At 71.3% G+C, this 15,521-nt stretch carries 14 protein-coding genes; 13 read left to right on the top strand and 1 reads right to left on the bottom strand.

Features of this window, described 5'->3' with window-relative positions; translation table 11 throughout:
• Nucleotide 1: 1 nt before the first annotated feature.
• The 6 genes from BLQ62_RS22430 to BLQ62_RS22405 all read left to right on the top strand — a co-directional run bounded on the left by BLQ62_RS22430 (nt 2) and on the right by BLQ62_RS22405 (nt 6,390).
• Nucleotides 2-556 carry a phosphatase PAP2 family protein gene (locus BLQ62_RS22430; protein ID WP_068532129.1) on the top strand — a complete coding sequence of 185 codons (555 nt, stop codon included), beginning with the start codon at nt 2-4 and terminating at the stop codon, nt 554-556.
• The gene (locus BLQ62_RS22425; protein WP_068532088.1) at nt 556-1,476 is read left to right on the top strand and encodes a decaprenyl-phosphate phosphoribosyltransferase; all 921 of its coding nucleotides are present in this window, start codon (nt 556-558) and stop codon (nt 1,474-1,476) included. The genes BLQ62_RS22430 and BLQ62_RS22425 overlap by 1 nt, the downstream gene beginning before the upstream one ends.
• A complete protein-coding gene (locus tag BLQ62_RS22420) occupies nt 1,454-3,466 on the top strand; it encodes an arabinofuranosyltransferase AftB family protein (protein WP_231857516.1) in 2,013 nt (670 codons plus the stop codon). Before BLQ62_RS22425 ends, BLQ62_RS22420 begins: the two co-directional genes overlap by 23 nt.
• On the top strand, nt 3,466-4,839 hold the full coding sequence (locus tag BLQ62_RS22415; RefSeq protein ID WP_068563888.1) for an FAD-binding oxidoreductase: 1,374 nt from the start codon (nt 3,466-3,468) through the stop codon (nt 4,837-4,839). The genes BLQ62_RS22420 and BLQ62_RS22415 overlap by 1 nt, the downstream gene beginning before the upstream one ends.
• The gene (locus BLQ62_RS22410) at nt 4,836-5,318 is read left to right on the top strand and encodes a hypothetical protein (RefSeq protein ID WP_068563890.1); all 483 of its coding nucleotides are present in this window, start codon (nt 4,836-4,838) and stop codon (nt 5,316-5,318) included. The genes BLQ62_RS22415 and BLQ62_RS22410 overlap by 4 nt, the downstream gene beginning before the upstream one ends.
• 109 nt (nt 5,319-5,427) lie before the next feature.
• A complete protein-coding gene (locus BLQ62_RS22405) occupies nt 5,428-6,390 on the top strand; it encodes a GGDEF domain-containing protein (RefSeq protein WP_068532095.1) in 963 nt (320 codons plus the stop codon).
• Nucleotides 6,391-6,486: 96 nt separating this feature from the next.
• Here the strand turns inward: BLQ62_RS22405 and BLQ62_RS22400 are convergent, their stop codons facing one another.
• Entirely contained in the window at nt 6,487-7,356 is an 870-nt protein-coding gene (locus BLQ62_RS22400; protein ID WP_068532097.1) for an alpha/beta fold hydrolase, read from the bottom strand.
• Between the two features lie 94 nt (nt 7,357-7,450).
• On the opposite strand from BLQ62_RS22400, the gene BLQ62_RS22395 reads away from it, so the two are divergent.
• The 7 genes from BLQ62_RS22395 (at nt 7,451) to fadD32 (ending at nt 15,507) form a co-directional block, all read left to right on the top strand.
• Complete coding sequence (locus BLQ62_RS22395; protein WP_068563892.1) at nt 7,451-9,082, top strand: alpha/beta hydrolase-fold protein; 1,632 nt, start codon at nt 7,451-7,453, stop codon at nt 9,080-9,082.
• Nucleotides 9,083-9,164: 82 nt separating this feature from the next.
• Nucleotides 9,165-9,605, top strand: a complete 441-nt coding sequence (locus BLQ62_RS22390) for a DUF732 domain-containing protein (protein WP_114653305.1) — start codon at nt 9,165-9,167, stop codon at nt 9,603-9,605.
• A 4-nt stretch (nt 9,606-9,609) separates the two neighbouring features.
• Nucleotides 9,610-10,617, top strand: coding sequence for a cutinase family protein (locus tag BLQ62_RS22385; RefSeq protein WP_068532100.1), 1,008 nt, complete (start codon nt 9,610-9,612; stop codon nt 10,615-10,617).
• Nucleotides 10,618-10,636: 19 nt separating this feature from the next.
• The gene (locus tag BLQ62_RS22380; RefSeq protein ID WP_068532101.1) at nt 10,637-11,590 is read left to right on the top strand and encodes a cutinase family protein; all 954 of its coding nucleotides are present in this window, start codon (nt 10,637-10,639) and stop codon (nt 11,588-11,590) included.
• A gap of 110 nt (nt 11,591-11,700) precedes the next feature.
• Entirely contained in the window at nt 11,701-12,195 is a 495-nt protein-coding gene (locus BLQ62_RS22375) for a hypothetical protein (RefSeq protein WP_068530621.1), read from the top strand.
• A gap of 195 nt (nt 12,196-12,390) precedes the next feature.
• The gene (locus BLQ62_RS22370; RefSeq protein ID WP_082756169.1) at nt 12,391-13,371 is read left to right on the top strand and encodes a TIGR03621 family F420-dependent LLM class oxidoreductase; all 981 of its coding nucleotides are present in this window, start codon (nt 12,391-12,393) and stop codon (nt 13,369-13,371) included.
• A gap of 225 nt (nt 13,372-13,596) precedes the next feature.
• A complete protein-coding gene (fadD32, locus tag BLQ62_RS22365) occupies nt 13,597-15,507 on the top strand; it encodes a long-chain-fatty-acid--AMP ligase FadD32 (RefSeq protein WP_068530628.1) in 1,911 nt (636 codons plus the stop codon).
• The last annotated feature ends 14 nt before the right edge of the window (nt 15,508-15,521 follow it).

Raw genomic sequence — 15,521 nt, 5'->3', positions numbered from 1 at the left:
GATGATCCTCGTCGGCGTGCAGGCGCAGCTGGCCGGCCGTCCCGGCGTGCTGCCCGCGGCCCGCGGCCTGAGCCACTTCGGCGAGCACTCGCTCGGCTGGCTCGGCCTGGCTGCGCTCGGTGCGCTGGTGCAGCCGAAGCGCCGGCGGCAGTACGTCACCGCGGGCGTCGGTGCGTTCGTCGCGCACGCCGCGTCCGTCGTGATCAAGCGGATCGTGCGCCGCAAGCGCCCGGACCACCCGTACATCACGGTCGGCGTCGGCACCCCGAGCAAGCTCAGCTTCCCGTCCTCGCACGCCACCAGCTCGACGGCCGGCGCGATCCTGCTGGGCCGCGCGTCCGGCGTCCCCGGCGGCGCCGTGCTGGCGCCCGCCGCGGTGGTGCCGCCGATGCTCACCTCCCGCATGGTGCTGGGCGTGCACTACCCGTCGGACGTGGCCGCCGGCGCCGCCATCGGTGCGGCGACCGCGCTGGCCGCGATCGAGGGTGAGAGACTATGGGCTGACCGGGCGGCGCGCTGCGCCTCGAAGAACCAGAGCAAGGGATCGAACAGCTGATGAGCGAGGAGCCGATCGAGCACGGCGAGCCGAAGGCACCGTCGAACCTCGCGACCGGACTGATCAAGGCGATCCGGCCCCGGCAGTGGGTCAAGAACGTCCTCGTCGTGGTGGCCCCGCTGGCCGCCGGGCGCGACCAGCTCGAGTACGTCAACTTCGCCAACGTGGGCCTGGCGTTCATCGCGTTCTGTCTGGCCGCCTCGTCGATCTACCTGATCAACGACGCCCTCGACGTCGAGGCCGATCGCGCGCACCCGACCAAGCGCTACCGCCCCATCGCGGCCGGTGTGGTCCCGGTGAACCTGGCCTACGTGCTCTCGTTCCTGTTCGGGGCGGGGGCCATCGCGGTCTCGCTGCTCGCCAACAAGGAACTGGCGATCGTCATCGCGGCGTACATCGTCATCCAGCTCGGCTACTGCTTCGGCCTCAAGCACCAGGCCGTGATCGACATCTGCATCGTCAGCTCCGGCTTCCTGCTGCGCGCCGTCGCCGGTGGGGTAGCCGCCGAGCTGCCCAAGGGCCTGTCCCAGTGGTTCCTGCTGGTGATGGCCTTCGGCTCGCTGTTCATGGCCGCGGGCAAGCGCTACGCGGAGCTGCAGCTCGCCGAGCGCACCGGCGCCAAGATCCGCAAGTCGCTGGAGTACTACACCACCACCTACCTGCGCTTCGTCTGGACGCTGGCGGCCACGGCCGTGGTGCTCTGCTACGGCCTGTGGGCGTTCGACAAGACGACGCACCCGGACAACATCTGGTACGCCCTGTCGATGGTGCCCTTCACCATCGCGATCCTGCGTTACGCGGTCGACGTCGACGGCGGCGAGGCGGGCGAGCCCGAGGAGATCGCCCTGGGTGATCGCGTGCTGCAGGTGCTCGCGATCGCGTGGATTGGAACCGTCGTTGCCGCGGTCTACTTCGCCTGACGTCCAGGCCCCCGCCGAGAGCGGCACCGGGGCCCCGTCGACCTCTCTCACCGCACCCCGAGTCAGCTTCTGGCTCGGGGTGGCGGCGTGCGCGGTCCTGTTCGGCTACGGCGCCTGGCAGCGCCGGTGGATCGCCGACGACGGCCTCATCGTGCTGCGGACGGTGCGGAACCTGCTCGCCGGGAACGGCCCCGTCTTCAACGCGGGGGAGCGGGTCGAGGTCAACACCTCCGCCGCGTGGACCTACCTCATCTGGTTCTTCTCCTGGATCAGCGGCGTGCAGACCGAGTACGTCGTGCTCACCGTCGCGCTGGTGCTCTCCGTCGCCGCGATCCCCCTCGCCATGCTCGGCACGTCGCGCCTGTACCGCGGTGGCCCCGGCTGGGCGCGGCTGCGCGGCTCCGGCCTGCTGCTCCTGCCCGCCGGCGGCCTCGTCTACATGGCGCTGCCCCCGGCCCGCGACTTCGCCACCTCGGGCCTCGAGGTCTCGCTCACCATCTTCTGGGTGGCGCTGCTGTGGTGGCTCGCGATCTCCTGGTCGCAGGCCGACCGCGATCCCGCCGCGGGCCGCGAGCGCACCCGCTACTGGGTCCTCACCTGCGGCACCGCCTTCGTCGCCGGCCTGTCCTGGCTCGTGCGGCCCGAGATGGCGGTCGTCGGCGGCCTCGTGCTCGTCGTCATGTTCCTCGCGCCCGTCGGCCTGAAGCTGCGGCTCGCGCTGACCGCCGCCGCGGGCCTGCTGCCCGTCGGGTACCAGATCTTCCGGATGGGCTACTACGGCCTGCCCGTGCCGAACACGGCCGTCGCCAAGGACGCCAGCGGCTCCAAGTGGGGCCAGGGCTTCACCTACCTGATGAACCTGGTCGAGCCGTACTCGCTGTGGCTTCCGCTGCTGGCCCTGGCGATCGTGATGCCGCTGATCCTGCTGCCCGCGCGGGGCGCCCGCACCCCGCTCACCGGCCGCTTCCGGCTGCCGCGCGGCGGCGCCCGGGGCCTGCGCGATCAGCTGCAGCGGCCCGCGGTGATCGTGGCCGTGATGTTCCTCGGCGGCGTCATCGAGACGCTGTACTGGCTGCGCCAGGGTGGCGACTTCATGTCGGGCCGCGTGCTGCTCGCGCCGCTGTTCCTGCTGCTGCTGCCCGTGATGGTGATCCCGCTGCGGATCCCGTCGCGCCGCCCCGAGGATTCGACGGTCCGCGGCATCGCCCGGCTCGCCACCGGCACCGCCGGCGCCGCGGTCGCCGCCGTGCTGTGGGTGCTGGTCCTCGGCTGGGCCCTGCACGCCACGACGTTCCGCGGCCAGCCCGACGGGACCGCGATCGGGACCACGGGCATCGTCGACGAGCGGGCCTTCTACTCGCTGCAGACGGGCCACGCGCACCCGCTCACCGCGGACGACTACCTCGACTACCCGCGCATGCGGTCGCTGCAGGAGATCCTGCGCGACACCCCGCGCGGCGGCGTCTACCTGCCGTCCTTCGACTACGACTGGTGGTTCATCGATCCGCTGCCCTACCCGCGGCCCGACGACGTGCCGCTGCGGCAGACGGTCTTCTTCACCAACCTCGGCATGACCGGCATGAACCTGCCGCTCGACGTGCGCGTGTGGGATCAGATCGGCCTCGCCTGGCCGATGGCCTCGCACACCGCGCGGCTCGAGGACGGCCGCATCGGGCACGACAAGGAGATGTTCCCGGACTGGGCCGTCGCCGAGGCGAAGGCGTACCCGAAGCGCCCCGCACTGCCGCCGTTCATCGACCCGGACTGGGTGAACCAGTCGCGGGCGGCGTTGACCTGCCCGCAGATCCAGCAGCTGCAGGACTCGTACTCCGCGCCGCTCACCTTCGATCTGTTCAAGCGCAACGTCAAGCTCTCGCTCGCGAACATGCAGCTGCGCATCGACCGGGTGCCCGAGTACACGCTGCGGATGTGCCGCCTGGACGTGCCGCCGCCGCTCACCGACGAGCAGAAGTCGATGCCGAAGCCCTGATGGACGTCACCGGGACGCTGCGGGAGATCGCCGATTGCTCGGTGCTCACCGACGCGGACGCGGTCGCCGGGTACGTCGTCGACTGGACCGGCCGGTGGCGCGGCGGACCCGCGATCGTCGTTCGCCCGCGGACCGTCGACGCCGTTTCCGCGGTCCTGCGCACCTGCGCCGCCGCCGGCGTCCCGGTGGTGCCGCAGGGCGGCAACACCGGCCTCGTCGCCGGCGCGGTGCCGCCCGCCGGATCGGTGGTGCTGTCCCTGCGCGGTCTCGACGCGATCGGGGAGATCGCCGACGGTGCCGTGACCGCCGGCGCCGGCGTCACCCTCGGGCAGCTCGAATCCTTCGCCTCCGCACACGGTTTCACGATCGGGCTCTCGATCGCTTCGGGCGAGTCGGCCACCGTCGGCGGCGCGGTCGCGACGAACGCCGGGGGAGCGGAGGTGCTGCGCTACGGCACGGCGCGGGCCCGCGTCGCGGGGGTGCGGGCGGTCCTGCCCGACGGTGCCGTCCTCGACCGCCGCCGCCCGCCGCCGAAGGACAACACCGGCTACGACCTCGTCGATCAGCTGGCGGGCTCGGAGGGCACCCTGGCCGTGATCACCGACGTCACCTGGCGGCTCGAGCCCGCGAGCGCGCACCGCAGCGTCGTCGCGCTGGCCTTCCGCTCGCTGCCCGACGCCGTCGCGGCGGTACCGGCGCTGCGCGCCCTGCCGGGGCTGCTCGCGCTGGAGTGGTCCGACGGTGCCGCCGTCGCCCGCGTCGCCGCGCACCTCGACGTGCCCGCTCCGCTCCCGACGGACGGCTGCTGGGTGTTCGCCGAGCTCGACGCGCCGCTGTCGGACGCCGCCGCGCTCGCGGAACTGCTGCCCGACGACCGGATCGCCGTCGCCGACGCCGAGGACCGCCCGCGGCTGTGGCGCTACCGCGCCCGCACCACCGAGGCCGTGAACGCGGCGGGGGTGCCGGTCAAGCTCGACGTGGGTGTCCCGCTGGCGGACCTCGCCGGGGCGACGGAGGCGATCGTCGACGCGGTCCGGGGCATCGCCGGCGCCGCCGGGTTCGCTGCGGAGCCGGTGCTCTTCGGGCATCTCGCCGAGGGGAACGTGCACATCAACCTGCTGCCCGGCCCGTCGGCCCCGGCGCGGCGGTTTCCGGAGGAGCTGGCCGAGCGGCTGGAGGCGGCCGTGCTCGAGCGGGTGCTGGCCGCCGGCGGCACCGTCAGCGCCGAGCACGGGATCGGACGGGCGAAGCGGGCCTGGCTGGAGCGGCAACGAGGCGCCGAGCAGGTCGCGCTGCTGCGCCGGATCAAGGCCGCCTGGGACCCGTCGGGCCTGCTCAACCCCGGCGTGCTGTTCGAGGACGGCCGCGGGTGATCGGGTCTGTGCGCGCGGTCGCCGCGGTGGCCGCGCTCGCCGTGGCGGTGACCGGGTGCGGCGTCGACGAGGAGAAGGAGGCCCCGGTCTCCTACGCGTGCAAGACGCTGACGGCGGATCAGGTCGTCGTCGAATCGGGATTCCCCGTGGACTTCGCGCAGCGCGGCATCACCGTCGCACAGGTGGGCGAGCGCGTGTGCGACGCCCGGATGTTCCTGCTGACGTTCCACCTCGGGGGCACCCGGGCAGCGTTCGACCGGCTCGCGCGCGACATGGGGTTGGCGCCCGCGCTGGGCGCGACCACGTCGATCGGGGGCACGCCGGTACCGCCGAAGCCCGAGCCGGGCCTGTACCGCGATCGGATCACGACGGCGTCCCTCGGGAACCTCGACCGGACGCTGGAGCTGTCCGTTCCGCTGGCGCAGTTGCCCCTGACGGAGACCTCGACCCTGCACGGGGAGTACGTGCTGGGCGCGTGACGACGAGCGTCGCACTACGTGTTTTGCAATCACTAGCGCGGGAGGGGGATGCGGCGTAGATTGGCGGCCTGCGTCGGAGCCGCCCGCTTCCGGCCGGACAGGAGGACACGTGCCCGCGCCCCTGCACCCCCGGGAGCACGACCGCGTCGCGGCGGTGAAGTCGCTGCGGATCATGGATTCGAAGCCGGTCCCGGACCTGGAGCGCATCGCCGAACTCTCCGCCGCGCTCTGCGGTGTGCCCTTCGGTTCCGTGAACATCATCGACTTCGACCGGCACTACACGGCTGCGTCGTTCGGGGCCCCGCGCATCCACGCCTCGCGGGCGGACTCGCTGTGCGCTCTCGCGGTGGCCGACGACAAGGTGGTCTACGCGCCGGACGCCAAGGTCGATCCGCGGTTCCAGGGCCTGAAGTTCCTCGACCTGGCCGATCCGCCGATCCACCTGTTCGCGGCCGCGCCGATCTGCACGAGCGACCGGCTTCCCGTCGGCACGGTGCGGATCTACGGGTCCGAACCGCGCGAGCTGAGTGAGCGCCAGCTCCACGGCCTGGAGGGCCTGGCCGACCTCGCGATGAGCGTGCTGGAACTGCGTTCGGCGGCCCGCACCCTGCACAGCACCGCCACCACCGATGCGATCACGCGGCTGCCGAACCGGCACGCCCTGGAACTCGTCCTCGCCGATGAGGCGGCCGCGCCGATCACGGTCGCGGCGTACGCCGACCTGGACCGGTTCAAGCGCTTCAACGACGGGCTCGGCCACGGCGCTGGTGACCAGGTGCTGCGCGGTGTGGGCCGGCGGATCGATTCCGCGATGGGCCCGGACGACGAGGTCTACCGCGTGGGCGGCGACGAGTTCGTCGTCCTCGCCCGGGGCGCGGACGCCACGCCGGACGAATTGGTCGAGCGGTTGCGATCGGCGATCGGGCGCGCGCCCATCTCCGTCGACGGTGCCGACGTCGAGGTGAACGCGACGGTCGGCGCCGTCTTCGTCGCCGAGCATCGCAGCGCGGGCGAGGCGATCGCCGCCGCGGACGCCGCGATGTACCGCGCGAAGGCCGCCTCACGGGCCTGAGCGAGCCCGCTCGCCCCCCGCGGCGGCGGGTCTGAGGATTCCGTCCTGCATGCGAACGTCCACGTCGAGCTGCTGCTTCTCCGTGATCGCTGCGCCTCAGAGTCGATGGCGGTCCAGGAAGCCCTCGATCGCCGCGGCGAAGACCTGGTTGTCGTCGCCCGCCACCATGTGCCCGGCGCCGCTGACGTCGGCGACCTCGGCGTGCGGCACCCGCTGCAGCATCTTCTCCACGCCCTCGTCGCTGACCACGTCGGACTTGCCGCCGCGCACGATGAGCGTGGGAACGGTGACGTGCGCGGCCGCGGCCCCGAGCCGCTCCTTGTCCTGGATGCGCGCCTCGCCCCGGTCGTCGCTGCGGATGAACGCCGGGTCCCAGTGCCAGTACCAGCGGCCGTCGGCGCGCTGCCGGACGTTCTTCTTCAGGCCCTCGAGATTGCGGGCCCGCTTGCGGGTGGGGTTGTAGGCGGCCACGGCGTCGGCCACCTCGTCGAGCGTGGCGAAGCCGTCGGTGTGCGCGGAGAGGAAGTCCGTGACCCGCGCGATGCCCTTCTTCTCGGCGTCGACCACCACGTCGACCAGTACCAGCGCGGACGCGATGCCGGGGTTCTCGCCGACGGCGCACAGGCTGGTGATGCCGCCGAGCGAGGCGCCGATCAGCACGGGCGGCGGACCGTCGAGCGTGCCCAGTACGGCCAGCAGATCCCCGACGAAGTCGCCGAGCGCGTAGCCGCCGTCGGGCGCCCACCCCGAGTCGCCGTGTCCGCGCGCGTCGAGCGTGAGCACGGTGTGCCCGCGCTGCGCGAGCTCCGCGGCTGTGCGGTCCCAGGAGTGCCGGGTCTGCCCGCCCCCGTGCAGCAGCACCAGCGTGGTCCCGGTCGCCTGCGCGGCGGGCCAGCGGTCGCCCGCGAGCGCGAGCCCGTGCGCGTCGACGGTGAACGGCTCCGCGGAGAGGTGCATTTCGGTCATCGAACAGTCCTATCACGGTGAGCGGGCACCGTGACCCGGACCACCCTCCGCGCGGCACCCGGACCCTAAATCACACCCGTGTAACACTGTTCCCATGTCATCGCTGGGCCGCATCGGAACGTTGCTCGTGGCCGGGGCCGTGGCGGCGGGCACCGCCGTGGCGGCACCGCCGGTCTTTAACCCCGCGCCTGCGCACGCCGATCCGGCTCCCGCGAAGTCCCGGATCGTCGGCGCGCAGTGGCAGGGCGATCACCAGGTGGACCTGTCCGTGTACTCGGCGGCGATGAACGACACCGTCACGGTGCAGCTGCTGCTCGCGCGCGACTGGCACGCCGATCCGAAGGCGAAGTTCCCCACGCTCTACCTGCTCGACGGGATGCGTGCGCGCGACGATCGCAGCGGCTGGCTGCTGGAGACCAACGCCGCCGACTTCTACCGCGACAAGAACGTCACCGTCGCGCTGCCCGTCGGCGGCCAGTCCAGCTGGTACACGGACTGGAGGCGCCCCGACAACGGCAAGAACTACAAGTGGGAGACGTTCCTGGCCAAGGAACTGCCACCCCTGCTGCAGCAGGGCTGGCGCGCCACGGACGTGCGTGCCGCGGCGGGCGTGTCCATGGGCGGCACCGCCGCCTTCACGCTGGCCGCCCGCAACAAGGGCCTCTACCGGTTCGCCGGCTCCTACTCGGGCATCCTGTCCACCAGCAGCCCCGGCACCCCCGAGTCGATCGGGATCGCGATGCGCGACGCGGGCGGCTTCAACGCCGACGCGATGTACGGCCCGCCCACGGATCCGGCCTGGGCGCAGCACGATCCGCTCAAGCTGGCGGAGAAGCTGCGCGGCGTGAGCCTGTACTTCAGCTCCGGCAACGGCTCCGGGGGCACCGGTGCCCCGACGGATCTGCAGGCCATGGCCCTCGAGGTGCTCGCCCGCTCGTCCAATCAGGCCTTCGCCATCGAGCTCAACCGGCTCGGCATCCCGGCCAACGCCCTCTACCGGCCGTCGGGCAATCACAGCTGGCCCTACTGGCAGTTCGAGAACGCCCAGGCCTGGCCGCAGGTGCAGTCCGCACTGGGCGTGGGGAATCCGAAGCCGTGCGGGATCGGCGGCGCGATCGCCGAGGCGGCGCCGAAGACCCCGACCCTGGGCTCGTGCGTCACCGTCGAGTACCCGGTGCCCGGCGGCCGCGCACAGGACTTCCGCGGCGGCCAGGTGTTCTGGTCGGCGGACACCGGCGCGCAGGTCGTGGGCGGCGCGATCGGCGGTGCCTACCTCGGCGCGGGCGGCCCCGGTGGGCCGCTCGGCTACCCGACCTCCGGCGAGCAGGCGCTGCCCGACAAGAAGGGCCGCTACCAGCAGTTCGAGGGCGGCACGGTGTACTGGTCGCCGCAGACCGGCGCCCGCGCGGTGCGCGGCGCGATCCGCGCGAAGTACGCGGCGCTGAACTACGAGCGCTCGCCGCTCGGCCTGCCGGTGGGCGACGAGACGAAGCTGGCCGCCGGTGCCTTCCAACGCTTCCAGGGCGGGCAGATCTACTGGTCGCCGAAGAGCCCCGCGACGGTGGTCAACAACGGGCCGATCTTCGCCGAGTGGGGCCGCCAGGGCTACGAGGGCGGGCGCCTCGGCTACCCCGTCGCCGACTCCACCCCGATCCCGGGCGGCTTCGAGCAGCGCTTCGAGCGCGGAGTGATCGCGCTGGTCAACGGGATCCCCACCGTCCGCTGACGACCGGCCGGGGGTTGCGGTTCGGGGCTGCCGGTAGCCTGGGCAACGCCCACGTGCGGGACGTACTTCAAGGAGAGAACACATGGCTGGACTTCGGGGAGCCCTCGCGGCCGCAGTGCTGACGGGCGGCGTGCTGCTCGGTGCCGTCGCGTGCGGTGGCAGTTCGACGGTCGAGGCGCCCACCACGCCGGTGGAGGGCGAGCCCACGTCGCTGCCGGCCACGGCCCCCGGTTCCGCCACGGCCCCGTCGGGCTACCCGGGCGCGAGCTCGGCCGTGAACACCGCGCTGACGCAGAAGGACAAGGACTTCATCGCCAAGGTCCGCGAGGACGGCGTGAAGGCGCCCGACGACGTCGTGATCAACGCCGCCCAGTTCGCGTGCGAGTACGACAAGTCGGGCCGCGACGCCAAGAACCTCGAGCCCTTCGTCGTCGGCATCCTCGGCCCGTACGACGGTGACGCCGCGTCCGGGAACGCCAAGAAGTTCATCGCCGAGGCGCGGGCCTCCTACTGCAAGAAGTGATCCCATGAGCCAGCAGCAGCCCGGCAAGTCCGGCGGACGGAAGTTCTCGCCGTTGACGATCGGCGTCATCGTCATCGTGGTGGTCGCACTGGTCCTGCTGGCGATCCTGGTGGGTACCTGGCTCCGCCCCGGGCCGTCGCTGCCGCCGACCTCGTCGGACAGCTCGGCGCCGAGCACGTCGGCGACCGCGGCGCGCCCCACCTCGCAGCCGGCGGATTGCCCGGACGTGCAGGTGATCTCGGTGCCTGGCACGCTGGAGAGCTCGGCCAAGGACGATCCCTACCGGCCGACGTTCAACCCGAACTCGTTGATGCTCAAGGTGACCGCGCCGCTGGCGCAGGCGTTCCCCGATTCCCGGGCCGACGTGTGGACCACGCCGTACGTCGCGCAGCTGTCGAACCCCGTCGCCATCCCGCCGGACGGGCAGGCCTCGTACGAGAAGTCGCGCACCCAGGGCTACGACCGGTCGGTCGCGCAGATCAAGAAGGTCTACGACAAGTGCAAGCTCACCGGCTTCGTGCTGATGGGCTTCTCGCAGGGCGCCGTGATCGCCGGCGACATCGCCGCCGAGATCGGCGCGGGCAAGGGCGCCGTCCCCGCCGAGAACGTGCTGGGCGTCGGCCTGATCTCCGACCCGCGGCGCGAGCCGGGCGACGCCCGCACCGCCGGCCCGAACCCGCCCGGCGTGGGCGTCGAGGTGGCCTACGGCGGCTTCAGCTTCGGCAGCCTGTCGCTGCGCGGCAAGCGCGAGGGCGGCTTCGGCGAGGTCAAGAACCGCACCGTCTCCCTGTGCGGCGACAAGGACCCGATCTGCAACCAGCCCAAGGACATCTTCCAGGCCGGGAACCTCGCGACCACGCTGCCGGAGCTGCAGAAGGTGCTCACCGGCAACTCGCACGCGCTGTACGCGACGACCAGCGACTGGTCCGCCAATGGGCAGACGGCCACGCGCTGGCTCCAGGACTGGGCCCGCGGCGTGATCGACAAGGCGCCTAAGCCTCCCCACAGCTAGCCCTGGTATCTACAGAGGAATGGCAGGCACGAAGAGTCAGGGAGCGCGCAAGGCCGGACGGGTGTTCGGCATCGCGGTGATCATCGCGGCGGTCATCGCGATCATCGTGGTGATCACGCTCATCATCACCATGATCCGCAAGCCGGAACCCACCCCGCCCGGGCCGCCGACGGGCACCCAGGCCGCGGATTGCCCCGACGTGCAGCTCATCTCCTTCCCCGGCACGTGGGAGTCCTCCGCGGCGGACAACCCCGAGCGCCCGACCTTCAACCCCCGCTCGCTCATGTTGCAGGTGACGAACCCGCTGGACAAGCGCTACGCCGACGCCCGCGCGGACGTCTGGACGGTCAACTACGCCGCCCAGTTCCACAACCCGATCGCGGTGCCGCCGGACGGCCAGATGACCTACCAGGCCTCGCGCCAGCAGGGCACCGACCGCGCCCTCGCCAAGATCAACGCGGTGAAGGAGAAGTGCTCGCGCACCGGTTTCGTGTTCGTCGGCTTCTCCCAGGGCGCGACGATCGCCGGCAACATCGCCGCGCAGATCGGCGCGGGCAACGGCCCCATCGCCCCCGAGCGACTGCTCGGCGTGGGCCTGATCTCCGACAGCCGCCGTGTCCAGGGGCAGGGCCGCGCCATCGGCCCCGACCCCGCGGGCGAGGGCGTCGAGGTCACCTTCGCCGGGTTCAGCTTCTCGGGCGTCGATCTGCAGGGCAAGCGCGACGGTGGCTTCGGCTCGGTCGACGACAAGGTCGTCACGATCTGCGGTTCCAACGACCCGATCTGCAACCAGCCCAAGGGCGGGCTGCTGGGCCTGGCCACCGGCCTGCCGCAGGTGATCTCCACCATCACGCAGAACTCGCACGCCGCCTACGGGACCACGGCGAACTGGTCGCTCGAGGGCAAGACCGCCACCCAGTGGCTCACCGGCTGGGCCACCGGCGTCATCGACAAGGCCCCGAAGACCAAGTAGCCGGGACGCGGCGCGGGGTGCGGGACGAATGCCCTGCGGGGGACGACGGTGTCGGTCGGGCACGACCGCCACACAAGCTTGACCGATTTTCGGCAGATACCATTTCTAATATGCGAAGCCGGATCATGCTCGTCGCGATCGTGGGGATGGCGGCGTTGGGGACGGTCGCGTGCGATCCGTTCGCGGCGCCCGGGCCGGGCGAGCAGGTCAACGTCCTCGACGAGGAATCGGAACGGTCCGACGCCATGTGGCGGGCGGCATCCCACGCGGGGCTTGCGCTCCCGGCCGGCGCCCGGACGGTGGCCGCAGCGGTGGAATCGCGAGGGCTGGTGTCGAGCACGTCGTACATCCACGCGGTGATCCGGTCCTCCGAGCTCGCCGTCTTCCTCCGGGACTCGGACCTGACCATGACCGGCTTTCCCGCGGACTCGCTCACTCTGCGGCCCTGGTACGCCGACGGCGTGAACGGGGAGTTCGTCCTCACCGGACCCGCCTACCGCCTGATCAAGGGAACGCGCGGTGGGCTGAACTACGGAGAGTCGCTCAAGGTCTACCTGCGAACCGGTGCGGGAACCGCCGACGTCTACTACTCCGTCTGGAACTGACGGTGGCCCGTCCGGAGATTCGTACTTCACCGAGCACTCGAAGCCGAATTCGGCTTCGAGTGCCCGCTGAGCGCCGAATTCACGGAGGGGCCGGATCCGCCGGGAATCCCGGGGCGACCGGGGCACCGTCGGGCAGCGGTTAGGCTGTGCGCAACGTTTCACGACCGCACCATCGTCGACCAGGAGTACTCACACGTGACCACTGAGCCCCGCAAGTTCCGGTTCGCGGCCGGCGGCGCCGGCAACGCCGACGAGGGCGGCGCGCGCAAGTTCGTCAAGCTGGCGCAGGAGGCCGAGGAGCTCGGATTCGACACCTTCGCGATCCCGGACCGCCTGGACGCGCAGGTCGGGCCGCTGGCCGCGCTGGGTGCGCTCGCCGTGAGCACCGACAAGATCCGGCTGGCCACCTCGATGCTGGCGATGCCGTTCCGGCACCCGGCGGTGCTGGCCAAGGAGCTCACCACCATCGACGTGCTGTCCAAGGGGCGCCTCGAGATCGGCCTCGGTCTCGGTGCCTTCAAGGACGACTTCGACCAGGCGGGCATCGAGTTCGAGTCGCCCGCCGGCCGGCTGCAGCGCCTGGACGAGGGCCTGACGGTGCTCGACGCGCTGCTGCGCGGCCAAGAGGCGGAGTTCGAGGGCGAGGTGTTCCGCGTCAAGGAGCTCAAGGGCTACCCCCGGCCGCGCCAGGGGCCGCGCCCGCCGATCGCCATCGGCGCCGGCGCCCGCCGCACGCTGGAGTTGGCCGCCCGCCGCGCCGACGTGGTCTCGATCAACCCGCGCAGTTCGGCCGAGGGCAAGCTCAAGATCTCGGACATGTCGATGGATGCCGTGAAGAACAAGGTCGAGATCGTCAAGGCCGCGGCGGGCGACCGGTTCGCCGACATCGAGCTGTCCTGGTCGATCGCCACCATCGTGGTGACCGACGACCGCGAGCAGGTCGCGGACTTCGCGCTCAAGGCCATCGAGCGCGGCCTGTCGGCGAGCATCGAGGTCGACAAGGAGGTGACGATCGACGACGTTCTGGGCTCGCCCTACCTCGCGATCGGCACGTTCGACGAGATCGCCGACCAGGTGCGGGCCACCCGCGCCGCGACGGGCATGTCCTACGTCGGCGTCATCCCGACCCAGATGGAGGCCTTCGCCCCCGTTCTGGAGCAGCTCAAGGGCGAGTGACCGCCCTTGGGTCCTACCTCATGGTTTACGTACTGCCGAGTGCCGCGCGGTACGATAGTCGGGTTTGCGGATTTTCCCGGCGTGTCACCCGCCCGAACGGGTGAAACATGTTGCGGATTTCCCGCACTATGAGGTGGAGCACAGACCCGCAACGGGGCGTGACCGCCACGCGATGTACCACTGTATGACCGTCGGCCGTCCGGCGTCGGTGACGAGGAGCGATGCATGAACAACGAGTTTGACCAGTTTCTGGACGAAGACGGCAACATCTTCTTCCGCCCCGGAACCACGCTGGTCGACTTCGTCGAGCGCAACGCACGTGAGCGCGCCGACACCCTGGCGTACCGCTTCATCGACTACAGCCGCGAGCGCGACGGTGTCGTCCACGAGCTGACCTGGTCGCAGTTCGGCGCCCGGCTGCGTGCCATCGGCGCCCGCCTGCAGCACATCACCAAGCGCGAGGACCGGGTCGCGATCCTCGCCCCGCAGGGCCTGGACTACGTGACCGCCTTCTTCGGCGCGCTCTACGCCGGCAACATCGCGGTCCCGCTGTTCAGCCCGGACGAGCCCGGCCACACCGATCGCCTGCGCATCGTCCTCGAGGACTGCAAGCCGACGGCGATCCTGACCTCCTCCGGCTCCGCCGAGGCCTGCCGCAACTTCTTCCGCCACCTCCCGGCCAAGGAGCGCCCGCGCATCATCGCCGTGGACGCCATCCCGGACTCGGTCGGTTCGACGCTCAAGCCGTTCCCGATCTACCGCGACACCATCGCGTACCTGCAGTACACCTCGGGGTCCACGCGTAACCCGGCCGGCGTGCAGATCACCTACGAGGCGGTCGGCACGAACGTCATCCAGATGATCCACGCGCTCGACCTCAACGAGAACTCCCGTGGCGTGACCTGGCTGCCGATGTTCCACGACATGGGCCTGCTCACGGTGATCCTGCCCGCGCTCGGCGGCAAGTTCATCACGATCATGAGCCCGTCGGCCTTCGTGCGTCGCCCCGGTCGCTGGATCAACGAGCTGGCCGCCGTCGAGGACGGCGCCGAGACGTTCGCCGCGGCCCCGAACTTCGCCTACGAGCACGCCGCCGTCCGCGGCCTGCCGAAGGAGGGCGAGACCCTCGACCTGTCGAACGTCAAGGGCCTGATCAACGGCTCGGAGCCGGTCACCGTCTCCTCGATGAAGAAGTTCAACGAGGCCTTCGCGCCCTACGGCCTGTCGCCGAAGGCGATCAAGCCCTGCTTCGGCATGGCCGAGGCCACGCTGTTCGTGAGCTCGACCCCCGTCGAGAACGAGGCCCGCGTGGTCTACGTCGATCGCGACCAGCTGGCCGCCGGCACGTTCGTGGTCTCCGAGGAGGGCGCCGAGGGTGCCGTCCCGCAGGTCTCCTGCGGCACGATCGCGCTGAGCCAGTGGGCCTGCATCGTCGACCCGGCCACCGGCAAGGAGCTGCCCGACGATTCCGTGGGCGAGGTCTGGCTGCACGGCATGAACATCGGCTCGGGCTACTGGGAGCGCGACGAGGAGTCCCGCGAGACCTTCCAGAACTACCTGGCCCCGCTGGCCGAGGGCAGCCACTCCGAGGGCGTGAAGAACCTGGAGAAGGCCAAGTGGATGCGCACCGGTGACTTCGGCGTCTACCACGACGGCGAGCTCTACATCACGGGCCGCGTCAAGGACCTGGTCATCGTCGACGGGCGCAACCACTACCCGCAGGACATCGAGTTCACGGCGCAGGAGTCGGACACCAAGTACATCCGCACCGGCTACGTCGCCGCTTTCTCCGTCCCGGCGAACGAGCTGCCCCAGGCGGTCTTCGACAACGCGCACTCGGGCCTGACGTACGACCCCAACGACCAGTCGGAGCAGCTGGTCATCGTCGCCGAGCTCGGCGCGGGTGGCGCGAAGCAGGACCAGCAGGCCCTCGCCGACGGCATCCGCTCCGCGGTCGGCTCCGCCCACGGCGTGCTCGCGCGCGACGTGCTGCTCGTGCCCGGCGGCTCGCTGCCCCGCACCAGCTCCGGCAAGATCGCCCGGCGCGCCGGGCGGGCCGCCTACATCGACGGCACGCTGCGCGGCGGCTACACCCAGACGGCGTTCCCCGACGCCGAAGCCAACAACGTCCAGTAGCGGCGGAACCCTGC

It is taken from the genome of Tsukamurella pulmonis, assembly GCF_900103175.1.
Classification (GTDB): Bacteria; Actinomycetota; Actinomycetes; order Mycobacteriales; family Mycobacteriaceae; genus Tsukamurella; species Tsukamurella pulmonis.
This window is presented reverse-complemented; position numbering and strand designations above follow the sequence as displayed.